The following is a 20,368-nucleotide window of genomic DNA, read 5'->3' on the forward strand; positions in this document are numbered from 1 at the left end:
CGTCAGGTGACCAGGGCGCCCGCCCCCGCCCGGACGGCCGGGTCGCGGCGCCGGGCGATGCGCCTGCCCGGCTCTCAGGGCGCCCGCCCTCCCGGCTTCCCGTGGCCCTCGCGGCTTCCGGGCGAGGCCGCCGGGCGTCACGCCGACAGCAGCGCCCGGGTGTTGTCCCAGCCTTCCAGGCCGGGGTCGAGCCGGCCGACGTCGCCGGGGGTCCGCAGCCGGTGCCAGCCGGGGCCGGTGGCGACCATCCGGCTGCCCGGGGCGCGGGCGCGCAGTGCCCCGACCGGGTCGGGGTCGTCGAATCCGGTGTCGGCCCACCCGGGATAGGGCAGGTGGGCCGCGAGCGCCACGGCGCCACCGCCCTGCGCGGGGCAGACGGCGATCCGGGCCCGTCCCAGCGCGCGGAATAGCTTGCCGATCAGGAGCGGCGGCAGGTCCGGGGCGTCCGCGCTGACCAGGGCCGCCTGCCCGCCGTACGGCAGGGCGGCGAAGGCCGCCGCCACCAGGGCGGCGCCGGACAGCCCGGGGGCGATCTCCACGACCGGGGTCCCCGGCCAGACGATCTCCTCCATCCCCGGCACGCTCGTGACCAGGACGGGTGTCACGAAGTCGAGCCCCGCGGCCATCTCGTAGGTGTCCTCGGCGACCGCGGTCAGGAACGCGGCGGGGTCGACGCCCGGAGGCGCGGCGGCGGCCGTCGTCTCGGTGACGAGGACCGCCACCAGCCGCTCCGTGCCCCGCTGCTCGCCGGCCGGGCTCCCGGCCGTCACCACTCCTCCGCGGCACCGTTGGCCGCCATGGAGAATCCTTCGAGGAAGCCGCGCGCCCGCTCGGCCTTGGGATAGCGTTCCACCAGGGTCCAGAACCGGGGGCCGTGGCTCGGCACGAGCAGGTGCACGAGCTCGTGCATGATCACGTAGTCGACCACCCAGGCGGGCATGCCCCGCAGCCGTGTGGAGATCCTGATGGTGCCGTGGTCGGGGGTGCACGAGCCCCAGCGGTGCCGCTGGTTCTCCACCCATCGCACGCTCGACGGCAGTGCGGCGCCCTCGAGATAGCGGGCGGACAGCTCGGCGGCCCGCTCCATCAGATCGTCGTCCGAGGGGCGTCTTCGCTGCTCCTTGGCGGCGAGCCGGTCGAGCATCCGGCGCACCCACTGCTCCTCATCGGTCCTGCTCAGACCGTCTGGGAGCAGCACGATCGTTTTCTCGCCGTCGCGGTATGCGGAAACGGTCCGCCGACGACGAGAACTTCGACGGACCTCGACTGTCTCGGGGGGCACCTATGCACGGTAGCCGAGAATGGTTAATTCCCACCAGAGGGCGGGGGACGTTCCTGCTGGTCAATCACCGTTCGTAGATTGTTCAGCGAGACCGGACGGTTATGACCATGACTTATCGAATTAACGCGGATATCGCCTGTCTCAGGAGTTCCCGAATCGCGGGGCCCGGCGTTCTCTCTGGGCGGCCAGTCCTTCCAGCAGGTCCCCCGTGGCCATGGTCACCGGCTGGGCCAGGGACTCCCAGCGCAACGCGGCGTCGAGGTCGGCGTGGCCGCCGCCCGCGAGGGCGACCTTGGTGAGCCGGGTGGCGACGGGGGCGTTGGCCGCCGTCGCCGACGCGATCCCCAGCACCTCCGCCAGGAGGGACTCGCGGGGGAACGCCCTGGTGACGAGTCCCGTGGCGGCCGCCTCCGCGCCGAGCACGGTCCGCCCGGTCAGCAGCATCTCCCTGGCCACGCCGACACCCGCGGCCCTGGGCAGCAGGTAGGTCGCGGCCATGCCGGGGTGCAGGCCCAGCGAGGTGAAGGGGACGAGCAGCTTGGCGTCCTCGGCCGCGTAGACCAGATCGCAGGCGAGCGCGAAGCAGAGACCCGCTCCGACGGCGGCGCCGTTGATCGCGGCGATGGTCGGCACCTCCAGCTCCGCGATCGACAGCCACGTCCGGTAGAACCCCAGCATCCGGTCGCGCAGGGCGGGCACGTCCTCCGTCCCCCTGTCCGCCAGCCAGGACAGGTCCCCTCCCGAGCAGAACGCGCTCCCCGCCCCGGTGACGACGACGCACCGTACGTCCCCGTCCCGTTTCAGGTCGCCGACGGCCCGCCGCCACTGCTCGGTCATCCCGTCGGTCATCGAGTTGCGCCGATCCGGACGGTTCAGGGTGAGCACCACGACGCCGTCGTCCCGCCGGTCGACCAAGAGCTCGTTCATGCGGGGATCGTAGTGGACGCCGACGCCCTCGCCGCCGTCCACAGCCTGGAGTCCTCTCCGGGGTTTTCCACAGGACCCGGAAGGCCCCGCCGGGCCCCTCCCCGCCCCTGGCACGCTGGACGCCTCCTCCCTAGAAAGGCCGACGGATGAGACCACGTCTGAAGCCCGCGCTCCGCCGGGTCGCCCGTGACGAGCGCACCCTGCAGTTCGGCGCGCACCCCGGTCACGCGGTCGTGCTGACCGACCTCGCGCCCGAGGTGCGGCGCTGGGTCGAGAGCCTCGACGGCGTGCGCGACCTCCCGGGCGTGCTGTCGGCCGCGGCCGACGCCGGGATCGGGGAGGATCGCGGGCGGGTCCTGCTCGACCTGCTGGTCGAACGGGGGCTGGTGGAGGACGCGGGGGCGGCTTCGCGCCCGCCGCGCGCGCTCACGCTGGCCGAGCGCGACCGGCTCCGGCCCGACCTGGACGTGCTCTCCCTGGCCCCCGGCACGACCGACGGCGGGCTCTCCGTCCTGGAGCGCAGGCGCGCCGCCCAGGTGCGGGTGTACGGGGCGGGCCGGGTGGGCGCGCAGATCGTCTCCGTGCTCGCCGCCTCCGGGGTCGGGCGGCTCTGCGTGATCGATCCCGGTACGGCCGGGCCCCGGGACGTCGTCCCCGGCGGTCTCACCCCGGCGGAGGTGGGGATGAGCCGGCAGGAGGGCGCGGTGGCCGTGGCCGGGCGCGTCTCACCCGCTCTCACCGCGTGGACCGGGAAGGAGGCGGCCCATCTCTCCGACGGTTCCCGCCGCCCCGACCTGGTGGTGCTCGCACCGGTGGAGCCGCTGGACGGCCTGCTCGTGCGGGACCTGATCGACTGGGGCATCCCGCACCTGCTGGCCACCGCCTTCGAAGGCGCAGGGTCGGTGGGCCCGCTGGTCGTGCCGGGCAGGAGCGCGTGTCTGAACTGCCTCGATCTCGCCCGGCGCGATCGTGATCCGGGGTGGCCGGTCGTCAGCGCCCGGCTGGGCGGCTACCCGGCGGGCGAGACGGCCTGCGGGACCGCGATGTCGACGCTGGTCGCGGCCACTGCGGCCGGCCACGCGCTCGCCTTCCTCGACGGGGGCGAACCCCCTGTGACCAACAGCACATTAGATATATCGCCTGATTGGAGATGGAAACAGCGATCCTGGAACGTTCACCCTCTATGTCGTTGCTTCCGAAACCAGTTCGGTTCGCCGACAATGGTCGCGTCGGCTACCTGCCGGTGACAGACACCACCGCGAAGGGAGGGAGCGGCGTACCGCGCTCCACGGGGGCACGCCGCAAACCAAGGTGAGTGACCTTCCGCGCCGCGCCGTCACGCGCTCCGCCAAACTGGCGGCTCTTCCCATCGGTTTCGCCGGACGAACCGCCCTCGGCTTGGGCAAACGTATCGGAGGCAAGTCAGCCGAGATCGTCGCCCAGGAGATCCAGGAGCGGACGGCCGAGCAGATCTTCAAGGTCCTCGGCGAGCTCAAGGGCGGGGCGATGAAGCTGGGGCAGGCGCTGTCCATCTTCGAGGCCGCGCTGCCCCCGGAGGTCGTCGGCCCCTACCGGGCGACCCTGACCAAGCTGCAGGACGCGGCCCCGCCGCTTCCCGCCGCGACCGTGCACAAGGTGCTCACCGAGCAGTTGGGGGATGACTGGCGGGCGAACTTCCAGTCGTTCGAGGACCTGCCCACCGCGGCCGCCTCGATCGGTCAGGTGCACAAGGCCGTCTGGCATGACGGCCGCACGGTCGCCGTCAAGATCCAGTACCCGGGCGCCGGAAAGGCGTTGCTCTCCGACTTCACCCAGCTCGCCCGGCTCGGCAAGCTCTTCGGGGTGCTGCTGCCCGGTCTCGACATCAAGGCCGTGCTCTCCGAGCTACGTGAGCGGATCGTGGAGGAGCTCGACTACCTGCGCGAGGCCGAGGCCCAGCACGCCTTCGCCCAGGAGTTCAAGGACGACCCCGATTTCCTGGTCCCGGACGTCATCGCCGCCAACGAGCAGATCCTGGTCTCGGAGTGGGTGGACGGCATCCCGCTGTCCCGGATCATCACCGACGGGACCAAGGAGGAACGCGACCGCGCCGGGCTGCAGTTCGTCCGGTTCCTGTTCTGCTCCCCCGCCCGGGTGGGCATGCTCCACGCCGACCCGCACCCCGGCAACTTCCGGATCGCCGAGGACGGGCGGATGTGCGTGCTCGACTTCGGCGCGGTCAACCGGATGCCCAATGGCTACCCGCCGGTCTTCGGGATACTGACCCGCATCTTCAACCAGGGCGACATGGAGACCGTGATCCGCGGCCTGCGCGACGAGGGCTTCATCCTCCCGCACATCGAGGTGGATCCGGAGGCCCTGCGCGCGTTCCTCGCCCCCTACGTCGAGCCGACGGCGGTGGAGGAGTTCACCTTCAGCCGGGAGTGGCTGCAGCGGCAGGCCGCCACCGCCACCGACCTGCGTCCCGGCAACGTGGTGCGCCAGCTCAACCTGCCCGTCTCCTACGTCCTCATCCACCGGGTGCACGCGGCGGGAGTGGGCGTACTCTGCCAGCTCGGCGCCACGGCCCGCTTCCGCGACGAGGTCATCCGCTGGGTTCCCGGATTCACCGGGGAGGATCCCGACGCGGAGCCCACCGAGGACGCCATCGCGAGCTGAGCGCCTGGATCCCGCGAACGGGGCGCCTGGACCCAGGGCCGGCCCGATCGGGGCGGTCTCCGTCCCCCTGCCGGGTCCCGGGGACCGGGGCCGGTTCCGGAGCGGGCGGGCGCGGACGGCCAGGTGAGCGAGTCAGGTGAGCGAGGTGTCGCCCATGGATTCGAGCAGCACGCGCAGCAGCCCGGCGAGCTGATCGCGTTCGGCCGGTCCGAGCGCGGCCAGCAGGCGTTCCTCGTTGGCCACGTGCGGCCCGACCACCTCGTCGACGAGTTCCAGCCCGCGCCGGGTGAGCCGGATCCGCACCGACCGGCGGTCCGCGCCGTCCCTGACCCGCTCGACCAGGCCCTTGGCCTCCATCCGGTCGATCCGGTTGGTGATCGCGCCCGAGGTCACCATCGCGGCCTTGAGCAGCGCCCCGGCCGTCAGCTCGTACGGCGCGCCGGAGCGGCGCAGCGTGGCCAGCACGTCGAACTCGAACGGCTCCAGTCCGTACTCGGCGAAGGACTCCTTGAGCTCGCGCCCGAGCAGCGCGGACAGCCGTGAGATCCGGCCGATGACGCCCATCGGCCACACATCGATGTCGGGCCGCTCCCGCTTCCACTGCGCCATCAGCGCGTCCACCGCGTCGCTCACCGGCTCTCCTCTCAACCCTAATAATCTCAACGTTAACAGATTTGACGTTCGCACATCCATCGTGCTTTTATCTCAACATTGAGATTATCAATGAGGAGTGATCGGTCATGGCCGTCATCGCAGTCCCGCGCCTCGCGCGGACCCATACCGTGAGCGACCTCGCACTCGCCGCGCTGGCACCGGTGAGCTGGGGAACCACCTACGTCGTCACCGCGACGCTGCTGCCCGCCGACCGGCCGCTGCTGGCCGCGACCCTGCGGGCCCTCCCGGCGGGACTGGTGCTGCTGGCCGCGACCCGCCGCCTGCCCTCGGGCTCGTGGTGGTGGAGGTCCGCGGCGCTCGGCATGCTCAACTTCGGGGCCTTCTTCCCGCTGCTCTTCTTCGCCGCCTACCGCCTGCCCGGCGGGGTCGCCGCCACGATCGGCTCGGTCCAGCCGCTGGTCGTCGCCCTGCTCTCGCTCGCGGTCCTGCGGATCCGCCCGGCCCGCGCCGTGCTCTGCGCGGCGCTGGCCGGCACCTTCGGCGTGGCCCTCATGGCCCTGACCGCCCAGGCCCGGCTGGACCCGCTCGGGGTCGCCGCCATGCTCACCGCCACCTCCCTGATGGGGACCGCCATCGTCCTGGCCAAGAAGTGGGGGCAGCCCGAGGCGCCCCTGGTCATGACGGGCTGGCAGCTCACCTTCGGCGGGCTGGTGCTGGCCCCCCTCACCCTCGCCGTCGAGGGCGTTCCGGCCGCCGTGACCGGTGAGAACCTCCTCGGCTTCGCCTACCTGGGCGTCATCGGCACCGCGGCGGCCTACGCCCTGTGGTTCCGCGGCATCGACCGCCTGCCGCCCACCTCGCTCTCCCTGCTCGGCCTCACCAATCCCATGGTCGCCGTCCTCGCCGGATTCGTGATCCTCGGCCAGACCCTCACCGGCTGGCAGGCCGCCGGCTTCGCCGTCGCGCTCGGCGCGCTCATCGCAGGCCAGGCCCTGGGCCGGAGACCGGCCTGACCGTGCCGCCCCGTCCGCCCCGGTCGGGACCGGGCCGACGGAATCCACCGCTCCCGGCAGCGCGCCGGACCCTCACCGCCTCCGGCCCCGTACCGCCCCCTCGCCGGAAACACGAACCGAAAGCACGAAAGGGCGGCCTCATCGGAGGCCGCCCTTTCTTCAACATCTGCCACTGCGCGTCCCGCAGCGCTTCCCGCCCTCGCCCGCTCCCCGGTGCCGGGCTCCGTCGAGCCCGGCCGCCCGCGGCGGTTGTCGACCCCGGACCGGCGACCTTCGGCGGTCACCGGGCCGGGGGACGCGGCCGCCCCGGACGGGAGGGGGCGGGCGCGGCGGAGAGGATCAGACCAGGGTCAGGAGCGCCTGGCGGAGACGCGCCGAGGCGCGTTCCGCGTCGCGCCGGGCGCGCCGGAGCCGCTGGATCCCGGCCGCGCGGCGCTGCTCCTCCGCCTCCCTGTGGAGCGTCCGTATTCGGTCACGCACCAGTTCCTCATGCATAGATGGCAGGTCCAGGCCTCGGCTGGTGAAGTAGGTCATCGGAAGTGGTCCTCTCTGGGAACTCTCAGAACGTTCGGTTGATCATCGGGTCGGGCTGTGACCGGTCAGGCTGCGACCGGGGTCTTGCGGGGACGTCCGCGCGGACGCTTCCTCGGGACGACGGCCCCCCGCAGGATGAGCTCTCCGCCCCAGACGCCCCACGGCTCCTCGCGCTCGAGCGCGCGGGCCAGGCAGGCCTGCTGGATCGGGCAGCCCCCGCAGAGCGCCTTGGCGAACTCCACGTCCTCCGGGGACTCGGCGAACCAGAGGTCGGGGTCGGTACGACAGGGGATCTCGGCTTCGTCGATCAGGTCCATGATCGTCTGGGCCCCCATCTGCTTCACCTCTCTGTTGGGTGTCGGTCTTGTTGTTACCTCGTGGGTGGGGGTCAGGATGTGCGGCAAAACAAGAAGGCCGCGGATCCTGTCTGCGGATCCGCGGCCTGGTGGCTCTCCCTCGTCAGGTCATATGACCTGAGGGTGCCTCCAGGGTTGCGGACCTCGCAGCCCACCGTTTCCGGTGTGCTCGGTCTGCTGTGCGTAGTCGCCGGCCTCTGCCGCCGGGGCAGCCGGAACGCCCGTCGCCGGAATGGCGAACAGGGCGGCCTCACGGCTGACCTGGACCTGGAAGATGACGGACTTGTCCCGTCGCATGGGAACGACCGCGGCATCCGCGAGGATGGCCTGGCCGCCGAAGACGGGCAGGGTGGTGCCGGGGCACGCGGAAGTGAGCCCCGGCTGCGCCGACATCAGGTTGATCTTCACAGCGGACTCACCTCCATTCGTAGATCGCCGGACGGATTGTCCGGCTCGCTTGTCCAAGACCCTAAACCCGGTCACCGGGAAGGGGCAACATATTTTCTACCTGCAGTTTTACGGCTCCAGCACGCGGATCATCGCCTCCTGCACCACGGACACCGCCAGCTCGCCGGACCGGGTGAACATCTGCCCCCTGGCCAGTCCCCGCGCCGCCCCCGACCAGGGCGACTCCTGGGCGTACAGCATCCAGTCGTCGACGCGGAAGGGCCGGTGGAACCACATGGCGTGGTCCAGCGAGGCCCCGGAGAGGTTGGAGGCCCCCCATGCCAGACCGTGGGCCAGCAGCACGGTGTCGACCAGCGTGAAGTCCGAGGCGTAGGCGGCCAGGACCACGTGGAGCAGCGGGTCGTCGGGCAGGTCCGCGTCGTAGCGGAACCACACGTTCGTCTCCGCCCCGCGCAGCCCGGGATCGCGGTGCGCCTCCCAGGTGAGCGGGGTCACGTAGCGGGAGTCCACCGGGCGCGGCCGGGTCAGCCACTCCCGCCACGGCGAGCCCTCCCCCACGACCTCGCGCATCCGCTCCTGGATCGTGGGCAGGTCCTCCGGCGCGGCCACCGGCGGCATCACCGCCGCCTGGTGCTCGACCCCGCTCTCGGCGACGTGGAAGGAGGCCGACATGGTGAATATGGCCTTGCCGTGCTGGACGGCCACGACCCGGCGCGTGGTGAACGACCGGCCGTCGCGCACCCGCTCCACGTTGTAGACGATCGGGATCGCCGGGTCCCCGGGCCGGATGAAGTACGCGTGCAGCGAGTGGACGTGCCGGTCCGCCGGGACCGTACGGCCCGCGGCGACCAGCGCCTGGGCGGCCACCTGCCCGCCGAAGACGCGCTGGATGCGCTCCTCGGGGCTGCGCCCCCGGTAGATGTCGAGCTCGATCTGCTCCAGGTCGAGCAGGTCCAGCAGCTCCTTGAGAGCCTCGTTCACGCGTCCTCCGTCTGGTCTCCGGCCGCACGGCAGATGGCGAGCACCGCCTCGCCGTACCGCTCCAGTTTGACGCGCCCTATGCCCGTTATCGCCATCAGGTCCTGTTCCGAGGCCGGCGCCCGCTCCGCGATGGCCTGGAGCGTGACGTCGGTGAAGACCACGTACGACGGCACCTTGGCCTCCTTGGCGGCGGCCGCGCGCCACGCCTTGAGCCGCTCCAGCAGGGCCTCGTCGTAGTCGACGGGGCAGGCGGCGCACCGGCCGAGCTTCTGCTCGGCGGCGGCGGCCAGCGTCTTGCCGCAGACGCGGCAGCTCACCGTCGCGGCCACCGTACGGCGCTCGCGGGGGGCGGGAGCCGATGCCCGGACCCGCGCGGGGCGGCCGGTGAGGCCGTCGAGGAAGCGGGACGGCCGCCGGGGCCGCCCTCCCGGGGAGCGGACCAGCGCCCACGACACCGCGAGGTGGACCCTGGCCCGGGTGACGCCCACGTAGAGGAGGCGCCGCTCCTCCTCGATCTGCTCCGGCGTCTTGGCGTGGACGATCGGCAGCATCCCCTCGGTGACCCCCACCAGGAAGACCGCGTCCCACTCCAGGCCCTTGGCCGCGTGCAGGGAGGCCAGGGTCACACCCTCGACCTCCGGCGCGTGCTGCTCGGCGGCCCTCCGCTCCAGCTCGGCGACGAAGCCCGGCAGGCCGGCGCCCCGGGCGGCCAGGTCCTCCGCCAGCTCGGCCAGGGCCCGCAGCGACTCCCACTCCTCCCTGGCCCGGCCGCCGGCGGGGGGCTCGGGGGTGAGGCCGATGCCGGACAGGATGTGGTGCACGGCCGGGGCCAGGTCGTCGCCGGCCCCGGCGGAGCGGGCCGCGCCGCGCAGCAGCACGACCGCCTTGCGGACCTCGGGGCGCTCGAAGAACCGGTCGGCGCCGCGCACGAGGTAGGGGATGCCCGCCTCGGCGAAGGCCTGCTCGTAGGCCTGCGACTGGGCGTTGACGCGGAAGAGCACGGCCGTCTCGCGCAACGGGACGCCGCGGTCGGCCAGGGCCCGCACCGCCCGCGCGACGCCCGCGGCCTCGTCGGCCTCGTCGGCGTACTCGGTGAAGGCGGGCTCGGGCCCGTCGGGGCGCTGGGCGACCAGGGAGAGCCGGTGCGGGGAGCGCGCCACCTCCAGGACGCGGTTGGCGAGCGCGACCACCTGGGGCGTGGAACGGTAGTCGCGGACCAGCTTGATCACGGTGGCGCCGGGGTGCTCGACCGGGAAGCCGGTCAGGTAGTGGGAGGTCGCGCCGGTGAAGGAGTAGATCGTCTGGTTGGGGTCGCCGACCACGCACAGGTCGTCCCGGTCGCCCAGCCAGGTGTCGAGCAGCAGCTTCTGCAGCGGGTTGACGTCCTGGTACTCGTCGACGACGAAGTGGCGGTACTGCTGCCGGACCTGGGCGGCCACCTCGCCGTGCTCGGTGATCAGGGCGGCGGTGAGCTCCAGGATGGTCTCGAAGTCGAGCAGGTGCCGCTCGCGGCGGAGCGCCTCGTAGGCCTCGTAGACGCGGACCATCTCCTCGGCCGGGACCGGGGGCGTGCGGCCGATCTTCTTGACCGCCTCGGCGTAGTCCTCGGGGTAGATCTGGCCGGCCTTGGCCCACTCGATCTCGGCGGCGAGGTCGCGCGGCTCGGCCTGCGCGGCCTCCCGCCCCACGGAGCGGCACACGGTGCGCAGCAGCGGCAGCTTCGACTCGATCACCGCGGGCGGGTCCCCGCCGATGACGCGCGGCCAGAAGTAGGTGAGCTGGCGGAGCGCGGCCGCGTGGAAGGTGCGGGCCTGCACCCCCGGCACGCCGAGCGCGCGCAGGCGCTGGCGCAGCTCCCCGGCGGCCCGTGTGGTGAAGGTCACCGCCAGCACGCCCGTCGCTTCGACCGCCCCGCTGTGCACGGCGTACGCGATGCGGTGCGTGATGGCCCGCGTCTTGCCGGTCCCCGCTCCCGCGAGGACGCAGACGGGACCCCGTACGGCCTGGGCGACCTCACGCTGCTCGGGATCCAGTCCCGCCAGCACGTCAGCGGGCTCCATGGGGACTCCTTAACAAGCCGTGACACGCCGTTCGATGGGCCGGTCGGCGCCGTCCTCGCGGTCGCCGGCCGGGCATCGCCCATTCTGGCACCATCCCGTCGTCCTCCCGAGTCCGTGCTGAGATGCGCGGACAGGGTGCCTTACTCCACAATGGGGTCCTCAAGAGAACCCCGGGGGAAAGGAAAGACTCCTGTGCGAACTGCGGCAACCGTGAGCGCGCTCGCCCTGGCGGCGCTGGTGCTCGCACCCTCCGGGGTGCACGCGGACGTGGCGGCGGTCCCCACAGCCCCCTCCGCCGGCACCGCGGCCACCGCGGCCACCGTCGCCGCGAACGCCGCCCCGGCCTCCACCGCGACCGGGGGGACCCCGTCGCGCAAGGCCGAACCGACGCCCTCGGCGTCGACTCCGGCGTCGGCGTCGACGGATCCCGACGCGCTGGTCCAGGGCACCGTCGTCGACACCGTCGCGTACGGCAGGCACGCCCGGCAGCGCATGGACGTCTGGCACCAGGCCGACGAGCTGCGGCGGCCGGGGGTCTTCCTGATCCACGGCGGCTGGTGGTCGTCGGGTGACAAGAAGTACATGACGGAGATCAGCCGGAGCTACGCCGAGCTCGGATACACCGTCTTCAACATCAACTACCGGCTCTCGACCGACGCGGCGTGGCCCGCCCAGCGCGTCGACACCCTCGACGCCATCGCCACCGCCCGGCGGCACGCCGCCCTGTGGGCCTTCGACCCGAACAACTACGTGGTGGTGGGGTTCTCGGCCGGCGGCCACCTCGCCACCGCGGTCGGCACCTACAAGAACGGCCTGCCGGGGCTGAAGGGCGTGGTCGGCATCTCTCCGGTGGTCTCCCCGCTCACGGCCTACCTCGACGGCGCCGAGACCCTCGACCTGAACAAGCGCAAGCTGCGCGAGTCCGCCATCCGGCTCGCCGGGGGCTGCGAGCCCTCGGGCAGGTGCGCGAGGATCTGGCAGAGCATGGAGGTGCCGGAGCACGCGAGCCGCGGCGACGCGCCCGTGCTGAGCGTGCACTCGGCGGACGAGTTCGTGCCGTCGAGCCACAGCGACCAGCTGCGCGACCGCCTCGGGCAGGTCGGGGTCGAGGTCACGGTCCTGACCGAGGCGGGGATCAACCACAGCGCTCCGCTCTACCGGCTGCCCGGTGTGGCGGAGCGGGTGCAGGAGTGGATCGCCGGCAAGGTCTTCTAGCCCGCCGGGAAGACGGGGCGCCCGCCGCGTGTTGCCAATGAGCGCGAACATCGTCTGAAGGGGTTTCCAACGCCATGGCGCTCACCGTTTACACCACCACCTGGTGCGGTCCCTGCAAGCGGCTGAAGGCTCAGCTGACCAGGGAGGGCATCGCCTACCAGGAGATCGACATCGAGCGGAACCCCGACGCCGCCGAGTTCGTCATGAGCGTCAACAACGGCAACCAGACCGTGCCGACGGTCGTCGTCGAGTCCCCCGCCGGGCGGGTGGCCCTGACGAACCCCTCCGTCGCCGAGGTGAAGCGGCTCCTCGGGAGCGCCGCCTGAACTGCGGAAGCGCCGCCTGAGCCGTCTCCGGACGGTCGCCTGAGCCTTCCCGCGGCCGGGCGGGGACGCCGCGGTCCGCCCGCGGCGGGCGCCGTCCCGCGGCCGGGCGGCCCTGCAGGACCTCCTCCCGGCCGCGGCGGGGACTATCCGGCGCTGGCGCCGCTCCGGGTGCGGTGGACCGTGGCGCCGTTGCGGTCCGCCGTGAAGTGGAGCTCCTCGAAGAAGACCTTGCCCGACCCGTCGGTGTAGGCTCGCACGATCTTCAGACTCGCGCCGTCGATGGTCGCCCGGGCCTGGGTCTGCTGCCACAGCGCCCCGTCGTCGGCCAGGGAGGTCCCGGTCCCGCCGAGCACGAGGGCCGGGGCCAGCGCCCCGACGGCGACGAGGCGGCACGCTGTCTTCTTGATCATTTCTTTCCCTTCGCGAGGGCCTGCAGGGGTTCGGTGTCCGTCCCGGCCGCCTGCCGGCGAGGCGGGCCGGGTTGCACTCTCCATACCCGACGCCCATCAGCCAAAACACGAAGAGTAGTAGCTCAAACACATAAAGTGAATGATGCTCGCGGGGCCGTTCCCGCTCCGCCGCGCCCGCCCGGCCCGGGGCGGGGCGGTGATCCGCCGGCCGGGTGGGCGCGAGGCGGCGATCCGCCGACCGGGCGGCGCGGCCGGTCACCAGTCCCCTTCGAGCTCCCCGCCGTACCAGGCCTCGATCAACCGGCGCGCGATCGACACCTCCGGCGGCAGGCGCACCTCACCGCTCTCCAGCGCGGCCCGCAGTTCGGCGCGGCTGAACCAGCGGGCCTCGGCGATCTCCTCGCGGTCGGGGACGAGCTCGGTGGACAGGGCCCTGGCGAAGAAGCCCAGCATCAGGCTGCGCGGGAACGGCCAGGGCTGGCTGCCCAGGTAGCGCGGGGCGGCCACCCGCACGCCGACCTCCTCCGCCACCTCCCGGGCCACCGCGTTCTCCAGCGACTCGCCGGGCTCCACGAACCCGGCGAGCACCGACAGCCGGCCCTCCGGCCACTGCGGCCCGCGGGCCAGCAGGCACCGGTCCTCCTCGTCGTGGACCAGCATGATCACCGCGGGGTCCACCCGGGGGAAGTGCTGGCTGCCGTCCTGCGGGCAGACCCGCACGTGCCCGCCCGTCCGGACCTCCGTACGGCTCCCGCAGCGCGGGCAGAACTCGTGGGTGGAGTGCCAGGCCTCCAGCGCGACCGCGTAGACCAGCAGGCCGGCGTCCAGGTCACCGAGGAGCGCGCCGACCTGGCGCAGCCCGGCCGCGACCGCCTCCCCCTCCGGCCGGGCCGCCGGGGCCGCCGGTGGAACGATCCGGCGGCCGGGCTCCTCGCGGACGGCGCCCTCGACCGGGGCCGCCACCGCGAAGTAGGCGGTGCCGCCGGCGTCCACGCCCAGCAGGTAGCGCTCCCCCTCCGGTGCGTCCGCGGGGGGCAGCAGGACGAGTTCGGCCGCCCCGTCCCTCATCCTGACCAGGGCCTGGCCGCCGTCGACGACCAGGACCCTGGTCGCGGGGTCCGCCCAGGCCCGCTCGATCCACCCGGCGTCCCCGCGGCGCGCCGCCGACCGGTCGATGGCGCCGCGCGCGAGCAGCAGCGGTCCCAGTAGTCCTTCGTCTGCAGTGATGTCCACGCCGTCACACCCTCCCCGAGCCGGACACATCCTAACGACGCGCCGGCCGCGGACCTCCGCCGCCACGGGCCCGCGGCCGGACGGGAGATCCCGGGAGGCCGCGCGGGCGGCGATAGGGTCATCGCCGTCGCACGGGCGGCGGGAGCGGCATCGTGTCCCGCGGGCCACGGGCCCGCCGGGGCGGCCGCCCGGCCGGGATGACGGCGGGGCGAGCGCGGCTCATGATGTCTCCCGTAGGCGTCGCCCGGGGAGATCGGGATGAGACGACGGTGAGAAGCTTCTCTTCCCCCCGCCAACGGGACATGGATGATGATTCTCCTGTCGCGCCACACGATGATCTCCGTTCGACTACGATGCCGCTGGTTAGGTTAGCCTTACCTGATATCGGGGGTCCGCATTGCGGCTGTACCTCACCGCGCTCAAACCGACCGACTCCGTCACCGACGGATTCCTGCCCGCCGCCCGTGCACTGGGTTGCGACGTCACGGTCCTGACCGACCGGCCGGAGCAGTACGCCGCCTCCGGTGCCGAGGCGCTCGCCTGCGACGTGCGCGACGCACGGGCGGTGATCGACGTCATCGCGCACCACCACCCGCCCGCCGCGGTCTTCTCCAACTCCGACCACATCCAGGCCGAGACCGCCCTGGCCGCCGCCTACTTCGACCTGCCGGGCAAGGACTGGCGGGCGTGCGTCGCGGCCAAGAACAAGGCGCTCACCCGGCGGCGGCTGGCCGCGGCCGGCGTGGAGACCGTGCGCTCCGTACGGCTCGCGCCGGACGCCCCGGTGCCCGGCGGGGAAGTGCCGCTGCCCGCCGTGGTCAAGCCGAGCCAGGGCGTCGCCAGCGAGGACGTCGTGCTCGTCCGGGACGGACGCGAACTGGCCGGGGCCGTGCGAGCGATCCGCGGGCGGCGGCCGGGCGAGACCCTGGTCGTGGAGGAGTACCTCGACGGACCGCTGCACACGCTCGAGACCCTGGGCGACGGCCGGGCCGTCCGGGTGCTCGGCGGCTTCCGGACCACCCTGGGGCCGCTGCCGCACTTCGTGGAGGAGCGCCTGGACTGGGAGCCGCCGCCCGCGGCCGGCCATGTGCTCCGGGCACTGCGAGCCCTGGGCGTGGGCTTCGGGGCCTGCCACACCGAGTACGTGATGACGGCGGACGGGCCGCGGATCATCGAGGTCAACTACCGGGTGATCGGCGACCACTGCGACTTCCTGCTCGCCGACCTGCTGGGAGTTCCGCTCTTCGAGCGGATCCTCGGCGTGCATCTCGGCCGGGGCCTCGGGCCGGACCTCGGACCGGACCGCGCGGCGGGGTCCGGCGGGCGGGGGCGCGCCACCGTGCACGGGACCGCCCTGAGCCTGGTGGCGGAGCGGTCGGGGACCGTGACGAGGGCACCAGGAATCGTGGCGCCCTCCCCCGGCGACCCCGTGCGGCTCTGGCACCGGCCGCTCCGGTCGGTGGGCGACCGCATCGACCGGAGCCACACGAACCGCGACTACCTGGGCATCGTCCGCGCCGTCGGACCCGACCGGGCGAGCGTGGACGAGGCCGTCTCGGCCTTCACCGCCGCCGACCCCTGGGTGATCGCATGATCGCCGAACGCGCCGTCGCCGGGCGGGAGCCGTACCTCGCGGCCCGGGTCCTGGACGCCCTCCTGCGGGAGGACTACGGCGGCCTGGCCGGTCGGGTGGCCCGGCGCAAGGACGGCGTCGTCCTCCACCTGCCCGGACCGGGCGGGCGCCCGGTCCGGCTGGTGCCGGGTTCGCCGTTCCAGGACTTCACCGTCGCCCCCGCCGAGCACCTGAGCCTGGCCGAGGTGCTGGGCGCCCTGCGGGCGGTCGCGCACCCGGCGGACGCCGCCGGGGTCGAGGCGTTCGCCCAGGAGTGCCGCGAGGCCCTGCGCGCACTCGACCTCCACGACGCCCACCGCCGGGACGTGCTCGCCCGGCTGCGGCGCGGCCCGGCCGGGACCGCGTGCTACGAGGCGCTGGCGGCCTTCCTGGACCATCCCGTCTATCCGACGGCGCGCTGCCGGGCCGGGCTCTCGGACGGGGACCTGACGGCCTACGCGCCGGAGTTCGCCCCGAGCTTCGAGCTGCGGTGGGCGGCGGTGCCCCGCGAGCGGGTGACCGGCACCTCGCCCGGGGCACCGCCGATGGCGCCGGACTTCACCCGCGTCGGGCTGGCGGGGGAGCTCGCGGACACGCACGTGCTGTTCCCGGTGCACCCGCTGGCGCTGCCCGCCGTCCGCGCGATCCCGTGGGCGGTCCCGGCGCCGGAGCCGTACCTGACCGTCCGGCCCACCCTGTCCATGCGCACGGTCGAGGTGGACGCCCGCACGCACCTGAAGCTGCCGCTGCCCACCAGCACGCTGGGCCTGCGCAACCGGCGCTCGATCAAACCGGGCACGCTGGCCGACGGGGCGCGGGCCGAGCTGCTGCTGCGCCGGATCGCCGGTCCGCGGATCCTCCTGGCCGACGAGCAGGTCCACGCCCACACCGGGCACGAGTACCTGGCCTGGCTCGTCCGCCGCCTCCCGCCGGGCGAGATCGTCCCCGTGGCGGCGCTGCTCGCCCCCCTGCCGGAGGGCGGCACGGTCGCCGAGGAGCTCGCCGCGCGACGGCACGGCGGCGTCGGTGGCGCCGGCGGCGTCGAGGCGCTGCTGACCGAGTACCTCCGCCTGCTGTTCGCCTCCGGCGTGCGGCTCCTCGTCCGGTACGGCGTCGCGTTGGAGGCCCACCAGCAGAACCTCGCGCTCGTGCTGGACGGCGACGGCCCCCCGCGGCTGCTCGTCAAGGACAACGACGGGCTGCTGGCCTCCCCGGGGCGCCTGCGGGCCGCGGGGACCGCCGTCCCGGACTTCGCCGACGGGCGCATGCTGACCGACGACCCGCACGCGCTCGCCGACGTGTTCGTGACCATCACCCTGCACCTGGCCGCCGCCGCTCCGGCCTTCGGCGCGCTGCCGCCCGCGCGGGCCTCCCGGCTGCTGCGGGACACGCTCGCCGAGGCGCTGGAGCCGTACGGCGACGACCCGGCGGCCCGGCTGCTGCGGGCCAGGTCCCTCGACGCCGCCCGGCTGGTCGGCAAGTCGATGGTCACCGCCGGGACGCTGGTGGACAAGGCGCGCACCGGGGCGCGCGACGTGAACAAGTTCTACGGCACCAGCGGCCCCAACTACCTCCGCCACCCTCCCGCGGCCGTCCGGCCCGTGATCACCCAGGGGACCCCATGACCGCTCCCGTTCTCTGCTCCGTTCTCGACTCCCCGGCCGCCGTCGCCGAGGAGGCGACGCTGGCGGCGCTGCTGCGCTGCGCCGTACGGGAGGTCGCCGGGCCGCGCGGCCGGGTCCGGCACGACGGGCCCCGCCTGCTGCTGCACCTGGCGGGCACCCCGCTGCGGGTGCGGGCGCACGGCGGGCTCGCGCTCCGGTTCACCGGACCCGCCGAGTGGTACCGGGACGGCCGCTGGCGTCCGCTCTCCGCCGACCGGCTCGTCCGGCTGCTGGAGGCCGAGCTGGGCGGGGGCAACGAGGAGTTCGCCGCCCAGGTGCGGTCGAGCCGGTCGGCCGTGGCGGCGCTGCTGGAAGGCCGCCGGGACGCGGGCCCCCCGGCCGACCCCTGGCTGGCGTCCGAGCAGGCGCTCGTCTTCGGGCACCCGTTCCACCCCAGCCCCAAGGCGCGGGACGGCGTCTCCGGTGACGGCTCGGAGGGGGACGGCGTCTCCCGCGGTCCGGAGAGGGACGGGGCGTGCCGTACGGACGATCCGCACGACGGCGGGATCCATGGGGCGGCCTCCGGTGCGGGCTGGCTCGCGTACGCCCCGGAGGCGCACGCGGCCTTCCCGCTCCGGTTGCTCGGGATCCGGCACGACGTGCTGGCCGAGGCGGGTGAGACTGCGGCGCTGGACGCGCTGGGCGGTGCGCCGCCCGGGTACGCGCTGCTGCCCGCGCACCCCTGGCAGCTCGACCTGCTCGCCGCCGAACTCGCCGCGCCGCTGGCCGACGGGCGCCTGGTCGACCTGGGCCGCGGCTCCCGCGAGGCGGTCCCCACCTCGTCGGTCCGCACGGTCTACGAGCCGTCGATCGAGCGGTGCCTGAAGTTCAGCCTGGACGTGCGGATCACCAACTGCGTCCGGAAGAACTCCTGGTACGAGCTGGCCGGGGCGGTCGAGCTGACCGCCCGCCTGGAGCCGGTCTTCCGCGATCTGGCGGAGCGGTTCCCCGGCACCCGCTGGCTCCCCGAGCCCGGCTACCGCTCGGCGGACCTCGGCACCCGGCTGCTGGAGGGGCTGAGCGTGATCGTCCGGGCGAGCCCCCGGCAGGTCTGCGGACCGGGCGTGACCCCGCTGCTGAGCGGCGCCCTCGCGGCCTCCCCGCCCCCCGGCTCCGCCCCCGTGCTCCCCGCCTCCGCCGCCGCCGACCCGGTGCGCTGGTGGCGGGCCTACGTGGAGTGCGTCGCGCCGCCGGTGCTGGAGGCCTACCTGGCCCACGGCGTGGTGCTGGAACCCCATCTGCAGAACGTCCTGGTCGGCGTGGACCCGGCCGGGACGCCGGTGGAGGCGGTCTTCCGCGACCTGGAGGGGACCAAGCTCGTCGCCGGCCGCCACGACCTGTCGGCCCTGCCCCCCCGGGTCGCCGAGGCGCTCACCTACGACGCCGCCGACGGCTGGAACCGGGTGGTCTACTGCCTGTTCGTCAACCACCTCGCGGAGGTCGCCGCCGCGCTGGCCGGCGACGGACCGGTGCGGGAGCTGTGGGCGGCGGCCGGGGAGGTCCTGGCCCGCTACGCGGCCGCCCGGGGGTGGCCGCCGCCCCTGGCGGGCCTGCTGTCGGGCGCGCCGCTGCCGGCCAAGGCCAACCTGGCGGTCCGGTGGTCGCGGGCGGCGGACCGCGCGGCGGGGTACGTCGCGGTGGCCAACCCGCTGGCGACCCCGGCGGCCAGGCCCTTCATCGGCCCACCGGCGGCGGCCGGACCGGGCTCCGCCCGGAGCGCGCACGCGGCGGGTGCCCGATGACCTCCGGGCACGCGCACGACGGGTTCCGGACGACCTCCGGGCACGCGCACGACGGGTTCCGGACGACCTCCGGGCACGCGCACGACGGGTTCCGGGCGGTTCCGGGGGAGCCGCCCGCCTACGTCTACGACCTGCGGGAGCTGGACGCCCATGCGGCGGAGGTCCGGGCGGCGCTGGACGGGGTCGAGCTGCACTACGCGGTGAAGGCCAATCCCGACCCGGAGCTGCTCCGGGTGCTCGCCCGGTACGTGGACGGCTTCGAGGTGGCCTCGGGCGGGGAGCTGGCGCACGTGCGGGCGCTGTTCCCCGAGGTGCCGGTCGCGCTGGGCGGTCCAGGCAAGACCGACGCCGAACTGGCCGCCGCCGTCCGCCCGGCGGACGGCCCGGGCTGCCCGGGAGGCTCGGGCGGTCGGGAAGGCTCGGGCGGTCGGGAAGGCTCGGGCGGCGCTCCGCCCGTCCACCGGTTGCACGTGGAGAGCCCCGGGGAGCTGCGGCGGTTGCTCGCCCTCGGGCGTCCGGCCGACGTCCTGCTCCGCGTCAACCTGGACCTCCCCGTCGAGGGGGCCTCGCTGGCCATGGGCGGCGGCGCGACCCCGTTCGGCATGGATCCCGGCGGGGTCGACGAGTGCCTCTCCCTGCTCCGCGGCCAGGACCTCGTCCGCTGGCGGGGCGTGCACGCCCATCTGGCCAGCGGGCTGGACGCGCCGCGGATGCTGGGGCTGGCGGAGGCCGTACTGGACTACGCCCGCGGGATCGGCGCGACCGAGGTCAACCTGGGCGGCGGCATGGGCGTGTCGTACGCCGACCCGGACGCCCGGTTCGACTGGAAGGCGTACGGCGCGGGCCTGGCCGGCCTCCGGCGGCCCGGGGAACTGCTCCGAGTCGAGCCGGGGCGGTCGCTGACCGTCTACTGCGGGCGGTACGTCACCCGGGTGATCGACGTCAAGCGGGTGCACGGCGAGCTGTTCGCGGTGGTCGCCGGGGGCACCCACCACCTGCGGACCCCGGCCACCAAGGGCCACGACCAGCCGCTGGCCGCCTGGACCTCGGCCGGAGGCCCGGGCGCGCCCGGCGAACCGGTCACGATCGTCGGGCAGCTGTGCACCCCGAAGGACGTGCTGGCCAGGAGGGCACCGGTCCGGCTGGAGCCGGGGGACGTGGTGGAGTTCGCGATGGCCGGGGCCTACGCCTGGAACATCTCCCACCACGACTTCCTGATGCACCCGCGCCCGGACTTCCGCTATCTGCGGCCGACCGGCCCGGATCCGTCACATCGTGCAGACGCTCCCGGTGCGGCAGGCGGCGGCAGGTGAGGGGACCGACGTCCATCGG

General features: G+C 74.0%; 20 protein-coding genes. 9 read left to right on the top strand and 11 right to left on the bottom strand.

Going from position 1 to position 20,368, the window contains the following annotated elements:
* Positions 1–137: 137 nt before the first annotated feature.
* From HS048_RS33375 to HS048_RS33385, 3 genes are all read right to left on the bottom strand, one after another.
* Positions 138–770 (bottom strand): hypothetical protein, encoded by a 633-nt coding sequence (locus tag HS048_RS33375; RefSeq protein ID WP_068901442.1) that lies wholly within the window; start codon positions 768–770, stop codon positions 138–140.
* On the bottom strand, positions 767–1,282 hold the full coding sequence (locus HS048_RS33380) for a M48 family metallopeptidase (RefSeq protein ID WP_068901440.1): 516 nt from the start codon (positions 1,280–1,282) through the stop codon (positions 767–769). The genes HS048_RS33375 and HS048_RS33380 overlap by 4 nt, the downstream gene beginning before the upstream one ends.
* A gap of 141 nt (positions 1,283–1,423) precedes the next feature.
* Positions 1,424–2,209, bottom strand: coding sequence for an enoyl-CoA hydratase/isomerase family protein (locus tag HS048_RS33385; RefSeq protein WP_196469853.1), 786 nt, complete (start codon positions 2,207–2,209; stop codon positions 1,424–1,426).
* A 146-nt stretch (positions 2,210–2,355) separates the two neighbouring features.
* Here HS048_RS33385 and HS048_RS33390 point away from each other — a divergent pair, with 146 nt between their 5' ends.
* A complete protein-coding gene (locus tag HS048_RS33390) occupies positions 2,356–3,456 on the top strand; it encodes a ThiF family adenylyltransferase (protein WP_196469854.1) in 1,101 nt (366 codons plus the stop codon).
* 64 nt (positions 3,457–3,520) lie between these two features.
* Positions 3,521–4,867: an AarF/ABC1/UbiB kinase family protein gene (locus HS048_RS33395; RefSeq protein WP_068901436.1), complete on the top strand. Its 1,347-nt coding sequence runs from the start codon at positions 3,521–3,523 to the stop codon at positions 4,865–4,867.
* A 132-nt stretch (positions 4,868–4,999) separates the two neighbouring features.
* Here the strand turns inward: HS048_RS33395 and HS048_RS33400 are convergent, their stop codons facing one another.
* Positions 5,000–5,500 carry a MarR family winged helix-turn-helix transcriptional regulator gene (locus HS048_RS33400; protein ID WP_068901434.1) on the bottom strand — a complete coding sequence of 167 codons (501 nt, stop codon included), beginning with the start codon at positions 5,498–5,500 and terminating at the stop codon, positions 5,000–5,002.
* Positions 5,501–5,607: 107 nt separating this feature from the next.
* On the opposite strand from HS048_RS33400, the gene HS048_RS33405 reads away from it, so the two are divergent.
* A complete protein-coding gene (locus HS048_RS33405) occupies positions 5,608–6,495 on the top strand; it encodes an EamA family transporter (RefSeq protein ID WP_196469855.1) in 888 nt (295 codons plus the stop codon).
* A 339-nt stretch (positions 6,496–6,834) separates the two neighbouring features.
* On the opposite strand, the gene HS048_RS33410 is transcribed toward HS048_RS33405, so the two are convergent.
* From HS048_RS33410 to HS048_RS33430, 5 genes are all read right to left on the bottom strand, one after another.
* The gene (locus HS048_RS33410; RefSeq protein ID WP_189235655.1) at positions 6,835–6,975 is read right to left on the bottom strand and encodes a hypothetical protein; all 141 of its coding nucleotides are present in this window, start codon (positions 6,973–6,975) and stop codon (positions 6,835–6,837) included.
* A gap of 119 nt (positions 6,976–7,094) precedes the next feature.
* Positions 7,095–7,364, bottom strand: a complete 270-nt coding sequence (locus HS048_RS33415) for a WhiB family transcriptional regulator (RefSeq protein ID WP_068901429.1) — start codon at positions 7,362–7,364, stop codon at positions 7,095–7,097.
* 129 nt (positions 7,365–7,493) lie between these two features.
* A complete protein-coding gene (locus tag HS048_RS33420; RefSeq protein ID WP_068901427.1) occupies positions 7,494–7,793 on the bottom strand; it encodes a hypothetical protein in 300 nt (99 codons plus the stop codon).
* A 108-nt stretch (positions 7,794–7,901) separates the two neighbouring features.
* The gene (locus tag HS048_RS33425; RefSeq protein ID WP_068901425.1) at positions 7,902–8,774 is read right to left on the bottom strand and encodes an acyl-CoA thioesterase II; all 873 of its coding nucleotides are present in this window, start codon (positions 8,772–8,774) and stop codon (positions 7,902–7,904) included.
* Complete coding sequence (locus HS048_RS33430; RefSeq protein WP_196469856.1) at positions 8,771–10,834, bottom strand: ATP-dependent DNA helicase UvrD2; 2,064 nt, start codon at positions 10,832–10,834, stop codon at positions 8,771–8,773. Before HS048_RS33430 ends, HS048_RS33425 begins: the two co-directional genes overlap by 4 nt.
* A 192-nt stretch (positions 10,835–11,026) precedes the next feature.
* Between HS048_RS33430 and HS048_RS33435 the strand changes: the two genes are divergently transcribed.
* Together HS048_RS33435 and HS048_RS33440 are read left to right on the top strand one after the other, a co-directional pair.
* Positions 11,027–12,049, top strand: coding sequence for an alpha/beta hydrolase (locus tag HS048_RS33435; RefSeq protein ID WP_196469857.1), 1,023 nt, complete (start codon positions 11,027–11,029; stop codon positions 12,047–12,049).
* A 74-nt stretch (positions 12,050–12,123) separates the two neighbouring features.
* Positions 12,124–12,375, top strand: a complete 252-nt coding sequence (locus HS048_RS33440) for a mycoredoxin (RefSeq protein ID WP_068901419.1) — start codon at positions 12,124–12,126, stop codon at positions 12,373–12,375.
* Between the two features lie 143 nt (positions 12,376–12,518).
* Here the strand turns inward: HS048_RS33440 and HS048_RS33445 are convergent, their stop codons facing one another.
* Both HS048_RS33445 and nudC read right to left on the bottom strand, forming a co-directional pair.
* On the bottom strand, positions 12,519–12,785 hold the full coding sequence (locus HS048_RS33445; protein WP_068901417.1) for a hypothetical protein: 267 nt from the start codon (positions 12,783–12,785) through the stop codon (positions 12,519–12,521).
* Between the two features lie 255 nt (positions 12,786–13,040).
* Complete coding sequence (nudC, locus tag HS048_RS33450; RefSeq protein WP_231647542.1) at positions 13,041–14,018, bottom strand: NAD(+) diphosphatase; 978 nt, start codon at positions 14,016–14,018, stop codon at positions 13,041–13,043.
* 397 nt (positions 14,019–14,415) lie between these two features.
* Between nudC and HS048_RS33455 the strand changes: the two genes are divergently transcribed.
* From HS048_RS33455 to HS048_RS33470, 4 genes are read left to right on the top strand one after another with little or no spacing between them, the layout of a single operon-like run.
* Positions 14,416–15,612, top strand: a complete 1,197-nt coding sequence (locus HS048_RS33455) for a siderophore biosynthesis protein (protein ID WP_196469858.1) — start codon at positions 14,416–14,418, stop codon at positions 15,610–15,612.
* Complete coding sequence (locus HS048_RS33460; RefSeq protein WP_196469859.1) at positions 15,609–17,255, top strand: IucA/IucC family protein; 1,647 nt, start codon at positions 15,609–15,611, stop codon at positions 17,253–17,255. Before HS048_RS33455 ends, HS048_RS33460 begins: the two co-directional genes overlap by 4 nt.
* The gene (locus HS048_RS33465) at positions 17,252–19,036 is read left to right on the top strand and encodes an IucA/IucC family siderophore biosynthesis protein (RefSeq protein ID WP_196469860.1); all 1,785 of its coding nucleotides are present in this window, start codon (positions 17,252–17,254) and stop codon (positions 19,034–19,036) included. The genes HS048_RS33460 and HS048_RS33465 overlap by 4 nt, the downstream gene beginning before the upstream one ends.
* The gene (locus HS048_RS33470; protein ID WP_196469861.1) at positions 19,033–20,349 is read left to right on the top strand and encodes a type III PLP-dependent enzyme; all 1,317 of its coding nucleotides are present in this window, start codon (positions 19,033–19,035) and stop codon (positions 20,347–20,349) included. Before HS048_RS33465 ends, HS048_RS33470 begins: the two co-directional genes overlap by 4 nt.
* Positions 20,350–20,368: the final 19 nt, after the last annotated feature.

This window comes from Planomonospora sp. ID91781 (assembly GCF_015711595.1).
Lineage (GTDB): Bacteria > Actinomycetota > Actinomycetes > Streptosporangiales > Streptosporangiaceae > Planomonospora > Planomonospora parontospora.